This window comes from Halomonas sp. 113, from assembly GCF_904067645.1.
Lineage (GTDB): Bacteria > Pseudomonadota > Gammaproteobacteria > Pseudomonadales > Halomonadaceae > Vreelandella > Vreelandella titanicae.
Genome location: NZ_LR881453.1, coordinates 4,749,135 through 4,764,687, shown reverse-complemented (window position 1 = coordinate 4,764,687; position 15,553 = coordinate 4,749,135). Strand labels below are relative to the sequence as shown.

At 57.0% G+C, this 15,553-nt stretch carries 15 protein-coding genes; 7 read left to right on the top strand and 8 right to left on the bottom strand.

The genetic code is table 11. The features are described 5' to 3' along the window. Positions 1-88 precede the first annotated feature (88 nt). The 5 genes from YERSI8AC_RS22210 (at position 89) to YERSI8AC_RS22190 (ending at position 5,365) form a co-directional block, all read left to right on the top strand. Positions 89-553: a hypothetical protein gene (locus YERSI8AC_RS22210; protein ID WP_159177598.1), complete on the top strand. Its 465-nt coding sequence runs from the start codon at positions 89-91 to the stop codon at positions 551-553. Between the two features lie 194 nt (positions 554-747). After that, positions 748-1,659 (top strand): LysR family transcriptional regulator, encoded by a 912-nt coding sequence (locus YERSI8AC_RS22205; protein ID WP_159177597.1) that lies wholly within the window; start codon positions 748-750, stop codon positions 1,657-1,659. A 2-nt stretch (positions 1,660-1,661) separates the two neighbouring features. Next, positions 1,662-2,570: a LysR family transcriptional regulator gene (locus tag YERSI8AC_RS22200; protein ID WP_159177596.1), complete on the top strand. Its 909-nt coding sequence runs from the start codon at positions 1,662-1,664 to the stop codon at positions 2,568-2,570. 134 nt (positions 2,571-2,704) lie between these two features. Next, positions 2,705-3,328, top strand: a complete 624-nt coding sequence (locus YERSI8AC_RS22195) for a glutathione S-transferase family protein (protein ID WP_022521395.1) — start codon at positions 2,705-2,707, stop codon at positions 3,326-3,328. Between the two features lie 57 nt (positions 3,329-3,385). After that, positions 3,386-5,365 carry a 2Fe-2S iron-sulfur cluster-binding protein gene (locus YERSI8AC_RS22190; RefSeq protein ID WP_159177595.1) on the top strand — a complete coding sequence of 660 codons (1,980 nt, stop codon included), beginning with the start codon at positions 3,386-3,388 and terminating at the stop codon, positions 5,363-5,365. Between the two features lie 15 nt (positions 5,366-5,380). On the opposite strand, the gene YERSI8AC_RS22185 is transcribed toward YERSI8AC_RS22190, so the two are convergent. The 6 genes from YERSI8AC_RS22185 to YERSI8AC_RS22160 form a co-directional block, all read right to left on the bottom strand. Then, complete coding sequence (locus YERSI8AC_RS22185) at positions 5,381-6,169, bottom strand: SDR family oxidoreductase (RefSeq protein WP_159177594.1); 789 nt, start codon at positions 6,167-6,169, stop codon at positions 5,381-5,383. Between the two features lie 32 nt (positions 6,170-6,201). Further along, the gene (locus YERSI8AC_RS22180) at positions 6,202-6,900 is read right to left on the bottom strand and encodes an SDR family NAD(P)-dependent oxidoreductase (protein WP_138800701.1); all 699 of its coding nucleotides are present in this window, start codon (positions 6,898-6,900) and stop codon (positions 6,202-6,204) included. Positions 6,901-6,951: 51 nt separating this feature from the next. Further along, positions 6,952-8,457 carry a tripartite tricarboxylate transporter permease gene (locus tag YERSI8AC_RS22175; protein WP_138800700.1) on the bottom strand — a complete coding sequence of 502 codons (1,506 nt, stop codon included), beginning with the start codon at positions 8,455-8,457 and terminating at the stop codon, positions 6,952-6,954. Continuing rightward, positions 8,457-8,927, bottom strand: a complete 471-nt coding sequence (locus YERSI8AC_RS22170) for a tripartite tricarboxylate transporter TctB family protein (protein WP_022521400.1) — start codon at positions 8,925-8,927, stop codon at positions 8,457-8,459. The genes YERSI8AC_RS22175 and YERSI8AC_RS22170 overlap by 1 nt, the downstream gene beginning before the upstream one ends. A 4-nt stretch (positions 8,928-8,931) precedes the next feature. Next, entirely contained in the window at positions 8,932-9,906 is a 975-nt protein-coding gene (locus YERSI8AC_RS22165) for a Bug family tripartite tricarboxylate transporter substrate binding protein (RefSeq protein ID WP_022521401.1), read from the bottom strand. A gap of 79 nt (positions 9,907-9,985) precedes the next feature. After that, the gene (locus tag YERSI8AC_RS22160; protein ID WP_138800699.1) at positions 9,986-10,510 is read right to left on the bottom strand and encodes a 2,4'-dihydroxyacetophenone dioxygenase family protein; all 525 of its coding nucleotides are present in this window, start codon (positions 10,508-10,510) and stop codon (positions 9,986-9,988) included. Between the two features lie 137 nt (positions 10,511-10,647). Between YERSI8AC_RS22160 and YERSI8AC_RS22155 the strand changes: the two genes are divergently transcribed. Beyond that, positions 10,648-11,430: an IclR family transcriptional regulator gene (locus tag YERSI8AC_RS22155; protein WP_022521403.1), complete on the top strand. Its 783-nt coding sequence runs from the start codon at positions 10,648-10,650 to the stop codon at positions 11,428-11,430. Positions 11,431-11,690: 260 nt separating this feature from the next. Next, entirely contained in the window at positions 11,691-12,587 is an 897-nt protein-coding gene (locus YERSI8AC_RS22150; RefSeq protein WP_138800698.1) for a LysR family transcriptional regulator, read from the top strand. Between the two features lie 12 nt (positions 12,588-12,599). On the opposite strand, the gene YERSI8AC_RS22145 is transcribed toward YERSI8AC_RS22150, so the two are convergent. Together YERSI8AC_RS22145 and YERSI8AC_RS22140 are read right to left on the bottom strand one after the other, a co-directional pair. After that, on the bottom strand, positions 12,600-14,108 hold the full coding sequence (locus YERSI8AC_RS22145) for an AbgT family transporter (protein WP_236557396.1): 1,509 nt from the start codon (positions 14,106-14,108) through the stop codon (positions 12,600-12,602). A 70-nt stretch (positions 14,109-14,178) separates the two neighbouring features. After that, positions 14,179-15,348: a M20 metallopeptidase family protein gene (locus tag YERSI8AC_RS22140; RefSeq protein WP_159177593.1), complete on the bottom strand. Its 1,170-nt coding sequence runs from the start codon at positions 15,346-15,348 to the stop codon at positions 14,179-14,181. Positions 15,349-15,553: the final 205 nt, after the last annotated feature.

The window sequence follows — 15,553 nt, the reverse complement described above, 5'->3', positions numbered from 1 at the left end:
GCTGGGTCAGAATGATTCATACGAATGACATGAAATCGAGCAACAATAAGCTGGCTGTCCAAACAAACCTCTGCTTGGGAGATATCCGATGTCTACTTTAGTGTCACCTACAAGCGTAAACGTCCCCACTCAAAAAACCGCCACCTCATCCTTCGACGACCAGTTGAATATTGCCAAATCCAGCCAGGTCCTAGTGGACTATTTGAAGCAGCAGGGCAAGTCGGCGATCAATGCCGATGAGCTCGCTCAGCTTGCCAATAATTCGTCAGGCAGTGTCCCGGCTGAAGTTTCGGCGGCTGCCTCCTACATGACGCGCCACACCAGTGTTTTTACGGCGATCGAAACCCATGATGTCCAGGGTAAAGATGGCCTTTCGGGTGTCTGGAACTTTGAGTGGGCGGCAGAGGGTGGCCTTGACGGTACATCGGTAGAGGCAATGGCGAACATGCAGGATGTCTTTGACCGTGCAATCACTAAATCTGCCGAAATTACCAAGTTGACCACCGAAAGCAAAACCGGACTGGATGCTACCAAACAGCGTCCGAGTAACTGAGTTTGCTTGCACGGTGAATAACTAAAAGCATTAAAACATTTGTCGAGTGCTGGATAATAAAGGCCTAGGCCTAATAAATCATCGGTGACGTAGCTGCATAAAAAAGCTCTGGTGGGTATACAGTCCTGGTAGGTATAAACCTAGTGGGTAGATAGAGTACCGTTAGTGATGCTTACCCTGTTCCTGGAGCTGTCTTGGATAGATTCGAAGAGATGCGCGTGTTCGCGGCGGTGGCGCAACTGGAGAGCTTTGCGGACGCCGCACGGCAGCTTGCACTGTCGCCGCCTCGGGTTACCCGGGCGGTGGCGGCGCTTGAGGCGCGTTTGGGCGTTGCGTTGTTACAGCGCACCACGCGACAGGTGCGCGTGACAGAGGCGGGGCGCCGTTACCTGGAGGATGCCCAGCAAGTGCTTGCGCAGCTTGCGGAGGCGGAAGCCGCTGCAACCGGCAGTTACCTCACTCCACGTGGCCTGTTACACATGACCGCGCCGGTGCTGTTCGGCGAGTACTTCGTTACCCCGCAGGTCGTCGATTATCTGGAACAGTACCCTGACGTGCAGGTGCGTGCTGAACTGATTGATCGGCCGGTCAACCTGCAGGAGGAGGGCATTGATGTGGCGGTGCGCATCGGCCATGTGCCGCAGGATTGCCAGCACTTGACCGTGCCAGTCGGCGAGGTGCGGCAGGTAGTTTGCGCAAGCCCTGCGTGGCTGGCCGAACACGGTGAGCCAGCGCACCCGCAAGAACTGGAGGCATTGCCTACGGTAGTGGCCGAAGGCGGCAATTTGAGCGGTCACTGGTGGTTCGAGGAGGAGGGCAAGCGCATCGAGGTAACGCCCTCGCCACGGCTGCGCATCACCGCTATTCATGCGGCGTTAACGGCGGTCGAGGCAGGTGCCGGGCTTACTCGGCTGCTGTCTTACCAGGTGGCTGCCAGTGAAGCCGAAGGTCGAGTACGGCGCGTGTTAACGCGTTTCGAACCAGTGGCCATTCCCATCAATATCTGGGTGACAGCGGGCCGTGGGCGTGCCGCCAGTGTGCGTACCTTCGTTGATTTTCTTGCCGAGCGGCTACGTGCCGACCCGGCGCTCGCCTACCGCAGTTAACCATGGCACTCTCCCCTGAATCACCGCTACGCTTTGAGGCCTTAAAGGCGCTTTCCGCCGTTGCCAGGCACGGCAGCGTGCAAGCCGCGGCTGAAGCGCGCAGCCAGCCGGCGGCGAAGCTCCACCGTTTGCTGCGCGCTCAGGAGCAGCGTCTGGGGGTCGCTTTGGTCACTACCTCTGCCAGGGGTAGTACGTTGACGGCGGCGGGCGAGCGATTGCGCGACTACGCCGATACGCTGATCCACGCAGTCACCGATGCCGACACCAGTGCGCGCCAGGAGCACCGCGAGCTCAACGGCACGCTACGTGTGCAGGCGCCCCAGGCGTTGATGGAGCCACTGCTGTTGCCGTTAGTATTGCGGCTGCAAGAGCAGCATTCTGCGCTGAAGATCTACCTGCTGGCTGATGAATACCCTGCCCATATAGAAAGTGACGCACCGGCGCACCTACGCCTGATGCGTGGGCCGCTACCTGCCTCCGCTTATGCCAGGCCCCTGGGGGATTTGCGCGTTGGTCTGTTTGCTAGCCCCCGCTACTTGGACATGGCTGGGCGCCCCGGTAGTCTGCAAAGCTTGGCCCGTCATGCGCTTATTCACTGCGCCAGTGAAGGACAGGCGCCTGTCTGGCGCTTGGCTGAAGATTATCCTTTGCGTTTTGAACCCAGGCTTGCCATCAGCACCAGTGCTGCAGCGCTGCGGGCTGCCATGGAAGGTGCGGGAGTCGTGTGTTGCTATCAATTGGAGGCGCGTCGCGCCTGCGAGCGGGGGCTGCTTGAACCCGTTGCTGAACCTCTCTGGCCTGCGGGGCAGCCACTGGCGCTCACCTATAGCCTTGGCATCCGGGCGCCCGCCAGCGTTATGGTCTTCCTGGAGCTGGCAACCCCCTGGTTGAGAACGCAGTTGGCCGGCTGATTATTTCATTCAGCGCAATTTTGTATTGTTCAGTATCGCTATTCTTGCACTCCTTGATTTAGCGCAGGATGGATAACGTCGCTTAACACCTGTGACGCTCATCTATCGAGGCGCTCACTCAAGGAGATAATCACATGTCACATGCTATCAAGGTTTACCGCCACGCTCTTTCCGGCCACTGCCACCGCATCGAGCTGATGCTTTCGCTACTTGGCTTGCCCGCCACCTTTATTGATGTGGATCTCGCCGCGGGTGAGCACAAGGCATCGCCTTTTCTTGATATGAACGCCTTCGCACAGGTGCCGGTGATCGATGACCAGGGGGTTATCCTGGCGGATTCCAATGCCATTCTGGTCTATCTGGAACGTCGCTATGGTTCTGGTCGCTGGTTACCGGACGATCCGTTGCTTCAAGCCCAGGTACAACGCTGGCTGTCCGTGGCGGCAGGGCCTTTGGCGAACTCCGCGATGAAGGCCCGGCTGGTGACGGTCTTTAATGCCCCTTTCGACCCTGAACCGCTGATTGCTGATGCCCATGAGCTGTTCGCGATTGTCGATGCCCACTTGGCGCATCAGCCCTTCCTGGCGAGTGAGCACGCCACGCTGGCGGAGATTTCGCTCTACAGCTACATCGCCCATGCGCCCGAAGGGAATGTCTCGCTGGAACCCTACCCGCATATCCGTGCTTGGCTGCAGCGTATCGAGGCGCTGGAAGGGTTTGTACCCATGAAGGTGACCAAGGTGGGGCTGGTGCGCTAGGCCAGCCGATATAGCATTTCAAATCGGTGCGGGCGGACTGCTCGCGAGGAGTCTAGGGTGAATAACGACGTCACCAGCAGCCCATGGCATGAAGGCGAGCTTGCCTTGCAGCGCGTGGTCGGCGTGGAAAAACAGATGGCGGAGGTGGGCCGCAAGGTGATGCGTCCCTTTCTAACGCCGCAGCTGCGGCACTTCTTTCCCCAGTTGCCCTTTGTGGCGGCAGCAGCGGTGGATCATGACGGCTGGCCTTGGGTCACGCTGTTGGAGGGCGCGCCGGGCTTTGTTCATGCGCCGGATGAGTCACGGCTCGATCTAACATTAACGCCGTCTGCGGATGATCCCGTTACGCCGCTGATTACCAGCGGCGCTAACCTGGGGCTGCTGGGAATTGAGCTACCCACGCGCCGCCGCAATCGGGTCAATGGGGTGTTGCGGGGCTCAGCAGGCCGATGGCAGCTAGAAGTCGTTCACGCCTTCGGTAATTGCCCCCAGTACATTCACGACTGGTCGACGATGAGGTCGGTGCAGCCCCAGCCGGGCACCGTGCTAACCACGCGCGAGGCGACCCTCGATCAGTTGCCAGAGCCGGTGCTGGCGCTGGCGCATATCGACCGGGCGATCACGGCCTTCGTGGGTAGTTACGCGCATACCGACCAGGGCGTTCAGGTGGATGCCTCCCATCGCGGTGGGCAACCGGGGTTTATTCGCCGCCAGGGATCTGATCTGATCCTGCCCGATTTTGCGGGTAACCAGTTCTTCAACACGCTGGGTAACGTGCTGACCAGTGGTCGCGCTGCTTTGGTGATACCGGATTTTGTAAGTGGAGATGTGCTGCATCTGACCGGCGAAGCGCGGCTTGTGGACGAGGAGACCGCTGGAGCGCGTTATCCTGGCGCTGAACGCTACTGGTGCCTGACGCCACGACATATTGTTTGGCGGCCGGGGGCCTTGCGCTGGCGTAGCAAAGCAAACGCAGTGGCCAATGAGGCGGCGCCCCATGGGCCCTGGCAGCCACTTGCGCTTGCTAAACGGCAGCGTGTTCAAGTGGCCGCGGTGGTGCAGGAGACACCTGAGATCCGCTCTTTCTATTTGAAGAGTGCCCGACAAGACAAGGTGCTGGCGCCCTTCAACGCGGGCCAGTTTATTACGTTACACGTGCCGCGCCTGGATGGCACGGCGTTGGTACGCAGCTATACGCTTTCGGGTGACAGCCAGCAGGCCGGTTATCGTATCAGTGTGAAGGCCGAGGGTGAAGGCTCGCACTACGTGCACAGTGCGCTTCAGGTGGGTATAGAACTAGCTGTGAGTATGCCAACGGGATCATTCACTGCAGAGGCTAGTGGCTCCGAGCGTGCTCACTGGGTATTGCTGGGTGGCGGTATCGGTATTACACCGCTGGTGAGCCTGGCCCATGAGTTGACCGGCGCAGGACGGGGACCGGTCACCCTAATTCAGAGCGTGCGCGAGGCTGCCGAGGCCCCTTTCAGTGATGAACTACGTGACCTGGAAGCTCAAGGGCTACGTTTACAACGCCATGTGACGGGCGCAAAAGCAGTACCCAACGACTGGCGGGCTGGTCGGGTGTCGCTGGCAGAGGCGCTTACCGGAGAGGCGCTGGAGGAGGTACTCCTTTATCTTTGCGGCCCTGCCGCCTTTGTAGAGCGCTATCATCAAGAAGCGCTGGAGCTCGGACTCATGCCCGCGCAGATACACACAGAAGCGTTTGGCCCCTCGGCGCTGGCGCAAATATATACGGTCCCCACCGCTGAACAGCCGGTAGAAGTCAGCTTTGCCAGCCCCAGCGCGGTGACCCACTGGCAGCCGGGTGAAAGCTTGCTGGAAACCGCTGAAAAAGCGGGGCTTCAACCTGCCTATGGGTGTCGTAGCGGTAGCTGTGGCGAGTGCGCTTGCATGCTGGTGCAAGGGGAGGTTACCTACCCAGATGGCATCTCAGCGCCAGATGGGGAAATACTGCTGTGCAGCGCCCGCCCAGCAGCGCACTCGGGGGAGATAGCCATCACGCTGTCTAACGGTTAACTGTGCCGCAATCGATTAAAAGGTTCCTGGATAGGCGCCGCCGTCTAGCAGGATATTCTGTCCTGTTAGATAACCTGCATGCTCGCTGCACATAAAGGCGCAGAAGGCGCCAAACTCCTCGGCGGTGCCGAATCGCCGCGCAGGAACCCCTTGGGCTCGCTGCTCGCGTACCTGTTCGGTAGTTTGCTGACTCTTCTCGGCGACATTTTTGAAGTTGCCGCGCAGGCGGTCGGTATCAAAGGAGCCGGGCAGTAGGTTGTTGATCGTGACGTTGTGCGAGGCGAGTTGCGGCTGGCGTGCAAGCCCCGCGACGAAGCCGGTTAGCCCGCTGCGCGCGCCGTTGGATAGCCCAAGAATATCGATGGGGGCTTTTACCGCGCCCGAGGTGATATTGACCACGCGGCCAAAGCCGTTGGCGGCCATATGGTCTACAGTGGCCTTGATCAGCTCAATAGGCGTGATCATGTTGGCATCCACGGCCTGTATCCACGCCTCCCGATCCCAGTCGCGAAAATCACCCGGCGGCGGCCCGCCATTATTGTTGATCAGAATATCGACCTGCGGACAGGCGGCCAGTAGCGCCTCGCGTACCTCCTCGCGCCCGATATCCCCAGCCACAGGGCGAACTTCGATGGCTGGATTAAGGGCCCGCAACGCGTCGGAGGTCTTTTCGAGCACCTCGGCATTGCGTGAATTAATGGCTAGGTTGACGCCCTCTTTGGCCAGCGCTTCGGCGCAGCCTCGCCCCAACCCTTTGCTCGCTGCGCATACCACGGCCCAGCGTCCCGCGATTCCAAGATCCATACCATGTACTCCTGTGTGTTCGATATTTGCGCTCAACGTGACGAATAGCCACCGTCTACCGGTAATAGTACGCCCGTTATAAAGTTTGCGCCCGGTGAAGCCAAGAACAGCGCTGGCCCAGCGAGGTCGTCGGGTTTGCCCCAGCGGCCCATGGGCGTGCGTCCGACGAGTTCCGCCGAGCGTTCGCTGTTCTGGGTGAGTGCTGCCGTCAAGTCGGTGGCAATCCAACCTGGCGCAAGGGCATTGACGCGAATACCATCGCTGGCCCAGGCGATCGCCAACGACCGTGTGAGTTGGGCCACGCCGCCCTTGGAAGCAGAGTAGGCCGGGGCATGGCCGCTGCCAAAAAACGACAGCATAGAGGCGGTGTTGATAATGCAGCCACCCGCTGCCTTGAGAGCTGCATGCGCGGCATGGCAACAGCGCTGTGTACCGTTTAGGTTGATGTCGATGACCTCAGCAAAGCCTTTGGGTGTGAACTCCTTGCCGTCACGCTGGATGACGCCAGCGCAGTTCACCAGCACATCCAATGTTGGGAACGCCGCGAAGAAGCGCTCAACCTGGGCCGGGTCACGCACATCGAGTTGGTGTCGGTCGGTTACGTCTTCGGCTTGCTGTTCGCTCTTAGGCTCGATGCCGGTGACGTGGACTTCGTCACCCTGGGCGGCAAACGCCAGCGCGATCGCCCGACCAATGCCGGTAGTCCCGCCAATAACGATAACAGTGTTCATATCGCTCCTTTTTAGAACGTGAAAAGGGGGTTAGGTCGCAAAATGGGTCGGTTAAGCTGAGGTAGCTGACGCACGTGTCTGCCAGGCCGAGCGAACGCTGGAGACGATAATGGCCAGCCACACCAGCAATGCGAGCCCACCCAACATGGCGGCGATGGGGCGTTCGAAGAGCACTAGCAGTTCGCCATTGGCTTTGATCATTGAGCGCATAAAGTTGCTCTCCACTACCGGGCCGAGAATCACTGCCAGGATCATGGGGCCGATAGGGAAGTCGTTCTCCACCAGAAAATAGGCCAGCAGGCCCAGCCCAAGCATCAGCCAGACATCCAGCAGGCTGTTGTTGGCAGCGAAGGCGCCTACGATACAAAACAGCAAAATCAGCGGGTAAAGCACGCTGGAGGGCACCGCAAGGATATGGCGCGCGCCGCGTATAGCGAGCAGGCCAAGAGGTAACAACAGCAGGTTAGCCAGGATAAACACGATGAAAATGGCGTTGACCAAGGTGGCGCTGGAAGTGAAAACGTCTGGCCCTGGCGTAATGCCTTTCATCATCAGTACACCGATAATAATGGCGGTGATAGTGTCGCCTGGGATGCCGAACACCAGGGCGGGAATGTAGGCACCCGAGAGTGCTGCATTATTCGCCGAGCTGGCCGCGACCAGCCCTTCGGGATGCCCGGTGCCATACTTCTCGGGCGTGCGCGAGAGCTTGCGCGACAAGGCGTAGCTGATCCACGAAGCGATATCGGCACCCGCACCGGGCAGTGCGCCGATCAGCGTGCCGAGTACGCCACTGCGTGCGATCCCTGCCTTGTATTGCCACATCAGGCCGCCCACACCGCTAAAAGGCTTCTCCACTGGTGGGGGCGGTGGAAAGTGGGTGTGGCCAATTTCGGGCATGCGCCGCAGTAGCTCGGCGACGGCAAACAGGCCTATCAATACTGGTAGAATTGAGATGCCGCTGAGCAGATCAGAGATACCGAAGGTAAAACGGATCTGGCCTGAAACTGAGTCCATGCCCACCATGGCGATTAACAGGCCGATGAGCATTGAAATTGCACCTTTAAGCGGGTCCGCGCCGGATACCAGTACGGCGCAGGAAAGCCCGAGCAGTGCCAGCCAGAAGTACTCGTCGCTGGTAAAGCGAAGAGCGAAGTCGGCGACCAGTGGAGCGAAAAACGCCAGAATTGCCACCCCGATGAGCCCGCCAACGACCGAACACGCCAAGTTGACGCCGAGCGCCTGGCCGATCTTGCCCTGACGGCCCATCAGGTAGGCTTCTTCGGTATAAGCCGCCGAGGCGGGGGTGCCGGGGATGCGTAGTAAGGCACCGGGGATGTCGCCGGCTACGATGGCCATCGCCGTGGCGGCCACGATAGCGCTGATCGCCGGGAGCGGCTCCATGAAAAAGGTTACCGGGACGAGTAAGGCGGTGGCCATGGTCGCAGTCAGGCCAGGAATGGCGCCGATCAGCAGGCCGAATAGCGAAGCGCCGAGGATCACCGCGAGGACATCCCAGGCGAACACCATGCCTAACGCTGCTTGTAGTTCCGCCATTAGTAGATCACCTCTTCGAGAATGCCCAGATCAAGCGGCACGTGCAGCAACAGGGCGAAAACACTCCATACCACCGCACTTGCCACAATGGCGACGATAACGGCCATCCCCCAGCGGCCGTCAGACAACCAGCCAATCAATAATGCGAGCATTAAGGGCGCTACCAGCGGGAAGCCGAGCAGCGGTGTTAGCAACACGTAACCAGCAACGGCGGCGATAACAGCGAGCAGGCATGTCAAGGTGCGCGACAGCGTCACCTGCCCCTGCCAAATGAACAGTGCTCCACGCTGCTGCCAGCCACGCAGAGACAGTAGCAGGCCAAGCCCAACCAGAAAGGTGCCGATGATGGTGGGAAAAGTGCCGGCCCCGTAGGGCTGGCGCGCTAACGGCGGGAAATCCTTGGAGGCCCATATAGTAACGGCGCCAAGCAGCGCCATTACCAGCCCCAGCAAGAGGTCGTTGATGCGCATGGTGTTATTCTGCCAGGCCCAACTTATTGATTATCTCGCCGTTGTTTTCGTCGGCTTCAGCCATGAAGTTGCGAAAGCCTTCCGGACCTTCCCACTGCATGCCGAAGCCCTGATTGGTCATGAACTCCTGGAATTGGTCAGATTCATAGACGGCTTCTGCGGCCTCGGCCAGAGTATCGACCACATCATCGGGCAGTCCTGCGGGGCCGATCAAGCCACGCCAAGTACCTGCCGCCCACTCATCGCCAGTGACTTCTTCAGCAGTGGGGATGTCAGGGAAAGCATCAAGACGCTCGTTGGCGAACACAGCAAGCGTTCTCACGCGCTTCGCGTCGCGCATGGATTCAGCCTCAGGCAGCGAGGAGAACACGAAATCCACGCCACCGGCGGCGAGTTCCTGGAGGCCCGGGGCAGCGCCTTCGCTCGGGACGAGTGAAACGGTGTTGGGATCAATACCCTGCTGGTTCAGAAAACCCGCGAATGCTAGGTGATAGGCGGCACCTGGCGCAGAGCCTGAGACAGTGTATTCGTTGGGATTGGCTTCAATGTCTTGAAGGGCACTGTCTAGATCTTCCCAGTCTGATTCGGCGCTGACGTTAAATGCCGCGGCGTCGAGATTGATCAACGCAATCGGCGACAGATCCTCATACGAGATTTGAGAGCTGCCAATGTGTCGATAGGTGGTGATCTCGGCGGTCACCAGGCCAAGGGTATAGCCATCCGGCTCGGCGTTGGCCATGACCGTGTGACCCACCACGCCGGCGCCGCCGGTGCGGTTGACCACATTGACCGTTTGACCAAGCTCTTCCTGCAACCCGTTGGCCAATTGGCGGGCCACTGCATCGGTGCCGCCGCCCGCTGACCAGGGGACGATCAGTTCAATCGGTTTTTCGGGGTAGTCGGCTTGGGCAGTGCCGATGGATAAGGCGAAGGCGGCCAGGCTGATGGTTACGGCTAGCGGGGTTTTGTTGAATATCATGAGGATGCTCCTGTCGTGTTTTTGTTGTTGGCGTTAGGGCCTTAATTCATGCGTTGGGTTTTTAAGGGAACATCTCGCTTTAGCGAATGAACCGGTCGACATAGTCACGGCCAAGCCCGCAGCTTTCATAGTGCTTGCGGCACATGTCGACCTTGGTGAAGACATCTTCGAACCCGAGGTGCTTGCCCCATGGGTCAACGTAATACATGACACCGTTGACCTGAAAGAGCGTGATCATTTCCTCGACATCCTCGTCGACGACCAGGGTGTGGGTCTCACCTGGAGGCTCGTAGACATAGCTACCCTCGGTAGCCACCCAGTCATGTTCGAGATACCGCCATTTGCCTTTGAGCACCATGCCATGCACCGGGTTGGGGTGACGGTGGCGGCTGAGCACTCCAGACTTGCGGACACGCAGTAGGTTGACCCAGTAGCCCTGGGACACGTTCAGACACAGCGGACGGAAATCAACGTTTTCCGCTTGCGGCACCCAGATACGTTCATCCTGGGGAAGGGCGTGCGGCTCGACAATTTCTAGAGCGGCCTCAGCGGGTTGCGGATATTGGTAAGGCATCCGCTGATGATCATCAGCTTGAACCGGCATATTCCCTCCGTCCACAATGTGGACATAAAGATCATAATATGGACAATATGTTCTCAAGGTAAGAGCCAGGGCGAGATGCGTCAATTGACCGTGACGGATTACTGGTTAGACATTCGTATTATTTGAAGAGGCGATTAATGACGGCTGACGACGAAGAGCGAGTGCCGCGGCCCAACGTCCAGGGTGCCGCCGCGGTGACCAAAGGACTGCGCCTGCTGCAAGTGATAGCTGAGCTTGGCGTTGACGCGACCATCCGTAACATCCAGGCACGCCTGGGAATGCCCCGGCCTACGGTCTACCGGTTGCTGAACACGCTCGAACAGGAGCGGTTTGTCGAACGTAACCCTTTAGGTGGAGAGTACGTACTGGGTCGCGAGTTGCTGCGTCTCACTCATCAATCGCTGGCGCGGAGCAGCTTGCAGGAACGCGCTCGGGCCACTTTACGCGCCATTGGTAAGCAGACCGGTGAAACGGTGCACTTGGGCGTACCATTTGGCTGCCATATGACTTTCGTTGATAAGGTGGAATCGCCCGAAGCGGTGCGCATGGCTTCGTATATCGGCATGCCAGTGCCAATGCATTCTACTTCGGTAGGTAAGGCTTATCTCGCCGCCCTCGACGAGGCAACCCGTGAGCAGTATCTGGCTCAATTGACCTTAGAGCCTGTCACACATCGCACCTGCACGACGCTTGAGGCGTTACGCAATGAACTCACGCTGACGCGAGAACGTGGTTACGCAATCGATGACCAGGAAAATGAACTAGGCATTATCTGCTTCGGTCAGGCAGTTCGCGGCGCCGATGGTCGCGTTGAAGGGGCTATCAGCGTCAGCGTGCCACGCTATCGACTGCCTGATGATGGGCATCAACGTATATTGGAGTGTATCCATTCGCTATGCAGTGACGCTGGCTTGGTGTAGTGCCTTGGCTTAAGGCGTAATGAGCATTAATTAAATAGAGTGTAGTGCTGTAGGCAAGTCGTGATTAGCTAATATTATTGCGAAATGCCTAAGTCTCTTCGGTAATGGCACTCGCGTAAGCAGTGCCCTCCCAGCGGCGCACTCGGGGAGGTTAAATATCATGATTGTGTAGTCGGTAGCTATGGGGGTAAAAAATTCGATTAGCTTGCTAACATCAGTCTATCATGCTGATTCAATTTTGCGATCCTTACGGCTAGCTCATGGATATACTGGATAAACGTGCTTTCTATTTGTTGGAGGTGAACAGCTGTGGCGGTATTCGCGCAGCGGCAGAGCATCTGCATATCAACCCTTCCGTGGTGAGCCGCCAAGTACGAGGCCTCGAACGAGACTTGGGTATGGCGCTGCTAGAACGGCAGGGGCGTCATGTCATGCTGACGGAAGCGGGCCAATTGGTGGTGGATAGTTTTCTAGCTCAGCGGCGGTTGAACTCAGAGCTGGGGGATACGCTGTCTCGTCTGCGTAACATGCAGGCGGGGAAAGTGGTGGTATCTGTGGGTGATGGCTTTGTGGATAGCTTCATCAATTACGTGATGCGACGGGTTTCGAAGCAGTATCCAGATGTACTGATCGAGATAAAAACAGGTATTTACTATCCACGAGAACCCCATGAAATGGTGGCTAACGACGAGGTTGATATTGCTATTACCTATGGTCCAGTTTCTGATCCGAGGCTCATTGTGCACTCTTTTGAGCGAGGGCCGCTGTGTGCTCTGGTTGCAGTGTTTCATCCCCTCGCCAGTCAGGAAAGTGTTTCGGTGGCGGAGCTATTAAAACATAAGCTAATTTTTCTACCGGATGTGTCGGGGTCGCAGCAATTCGTCAATGCTCTGTTTAGCGCCGCTGGGCAACCGGCAACGCCTAGCTATCGCTGCAATTTGCACTCCGTATCCCGACGCATGGCGAGTGCTGGCATTGGAGTGTCATTTATGACAGCGGCGGCTGCGCGCAATGAAATAGAGTCTGGGTTACTTAAAGCGGTTCCCATTCAGCATCCTATGGCTGCCAGCAGTCAGGGCAACCTAGTGCGCCGAGTCGGCAGAAGGCTGTCGCCTGCTGCCGACTATCTGTGGAAACTTATGCTGACAATGCAGTGATGCTTAGCGGCATCAGTTAGCCATCATGTAAACGCCGGGGCCAATCGGCCATCCCATGGCTAGCCAGAACATCAGAAACGCAGACCAGGCGATCAAGAAGCTCAAGGCAAGTGGAAGCATGGTGGCGATGAGCGTGCCTAATCCCATATCAGGCTTGTAGCGCTGCATATACACCAGGGCGACCGAGAAGTAGGGGCTCATTGGGGAAATGATGTTGGTACTAGAATCACCGATGCGGAACATCGCCAATACAAAGGCGGGATCAAAGTCGATCATCATTAGCATGGGTACGAAGACCGGCGCCATTAATGCCCACTGTGCCGAGCCACTGGTCATAAAGACGTTAAGTACCGCGCTCATCGCAATAAACGCACCTACTAGCGGAAGCCCAGTAAACCCGGTGCTTTGTAGAATGTTTGAGCCTTCAATGGCAATGTACTGACCAAGCTCCGACCAACGGAAGTAGGCAATAAATTGCGAAATGGCAAAGAACAGCACGAGGGTGGGTGCCAGATCGCTAGCTGACTCGGCCATGTGTTTGGGCACGTCACGGCTACTGGTGATCTTGCTGGTAGTGATGCCATAAACCAGCCCAATAGTGACGAAGTAGATAAACATAAGCGGCACCAGCGAGCGTAGGAACGGTGATGGAATCAGGCCGCCCTCTTCATTACGCAGTGGCGATGCCTCCGGTACCACGGCTATTAGCACCAGCGCGAGATAAAGCAAAGTGGCAATGCCGACACGCTTGAGGCCTCGCTTTTCTGCCTCAGTCAATTCTGGTTTGACGATATCAGTTTTAAAGTCCTTGCCCATCGGCAGGGTACGTTGAAGTCTGGGCTCCACTATTTTATCGACAATCAAGGTGCCCATAGTCGCAAGTACAAATACTGAGCAGGCCACGAAATAGTAGTTGTCGATCGGTGACACATAGGCTTCAGGGTTGACTAAACGCGCAGCGTCAGTGGTAATGCCGGCAAACAGTGCGTCCCCTACGGTAATGAAGAGGCTAGCATCAAACCCCGCTCCAGCGGCAGCGTAGGCAGCTGCTGCACCGGCAATCGGATGTCGCCCAACCGAGTAGTACACCATAGCCGCTAAGGGAATTAAGATTAGGTAGTTGGCGTCTGATGCGATGCTGCCGCAAATGCCGGCCATAAATACACAGAAGGTAAGCAGAGAGGGTGGCGCTTTCGCCACACTGACCTGCATCAACGTTGACATCAGGCCGACTTTATCCGCCAAGCCAATGCCAAACATGACGACTAGAATCAGTCCCAGTGGGGGGAAGTTGACAAAGTTACTGACCACACTGGTCAACATGAACTCGATCCCATCCGATGAGAGCAGGCTGCGAACGTAAACCTCTGCATCGGTTTGGGGATTAATCGCAGAAACACCCAAGGTAGCGAGTATGGTGGAAATCATCACGACAATAGCCGCTAGAATGGTAAACAAAATAAAGGGGTGGGGCAGCTTATTGCCCACTCGTTCTATAGAAGAGAGTACGCCTTGCATCATTTTGACCCTTATTTTTAAACGTTATTTTTAAACCTGATGGCTTGGTAAAGGACTATTAGTAAGTGGGTTTTTAGTGCTTGGTTAGCAGTTCTTTGGCTAGGGCTACGAACATTCCGCCTGCCACTGGTAGGATTTGATCATTGAAGTCATAACGCTCGTTGTGCAGGTAAGCACCTTCGCCGTTGCCGACAAAAAAGAAGCAGCCAGGTACTTCCTGGAGATAAAAAGCAAAGTCCTCCGCGCCCATGGTGGGCATATAGTCCAACTGCTGAATATCATTGCTCACGGTGTGCTTGGTGGCTATAGACAGCACTCGTTCCGACCAGGCTTGATCATTGACTAGCGGGGGGACTTGGTGCAGGTGCTCCATATGGTAATAAGCACCATGCGCTGCACAAACACCTTGGGTCACTTGCTCAAGTTTTCCCGCCAATGCTTCTCGGGAAGAGGGTCGGTCGCTACGAATATTAACCAGTAGCTCGGCGTGGCCGGGAATAACGTTGGCAGCATCGCCAGCATGGAAGGAAGCTACTGTAATAACGCCCGCTTCCAGTGGCGATTTATGACGCCCTACCAGCCCCTGCAACTGTTGCACCAGCGATGAACCTATATAAATAGGATCTACCGCCAGGTGCGGCATGGCTGCGTGGCCAGAGACGCCTTCTATAGTGACTTTATAAGTGTCGTTTCCTCCCATTGCCGGGCCAGGTTTAACGAACAGCTGACCGGCAGGAAAGCCTGGGCGGTTATGGTAGCCAAACACGGCGTCCACTTGTGGGTTTTGTAGCACGCCCGCTTTAACCATTAAATCGGCACCGTTTCCACCTTCTTCGCCCGGCTGAAACAGCAGTTTGATATGGCCGCACAGCTCGTCCCGCATTGCCATCATAGTTTCTGCGGCAAGCAGCAGTGTGGCGGTATGTCCATCGTGGCCGCAGGCGTGCATTAGACCTTCTCGCTGGGAACGGTGGGCAAAGGCGTTGGTTTCATTAATCGGCAGTGCGTCCATATCGGCACGAAAAGCAAGCACGGGCCCTTCCCGACCTGTATCCAGTTCCGCCATGACGCCAGTGGTGGCGATGCCTTCCGTTACTTGATAACCAAGTTCGTTAAGCCGCTTGGCAACGAGCCTCGCAGTATCGTTTTCTTGGAATTTAAGCTCTGGATTCTGGTGAAGCTTATGCCGCAGTTCGGTGGCTTCATGCAGTTGCTGTTTTGAAAATACTTGCTCTGAAAACATGTCCTGTCCTTGCCGTTATCGATGTATTTTTTTGGCGCTTTAACGTTAAGCGACTTGGCAGGCAGAAAAGAGGCAGTTGAGTAACGAGTTTGTTGCTTTGAAAGCAACATTGGTGGGGGGAAGTGTCCCCTTGCATAGTTGCACAAGCTATAGCGCAGTGTTCAGGGAGATGAGAATTAGCGACGAACCTATCGTCAAACGTTGA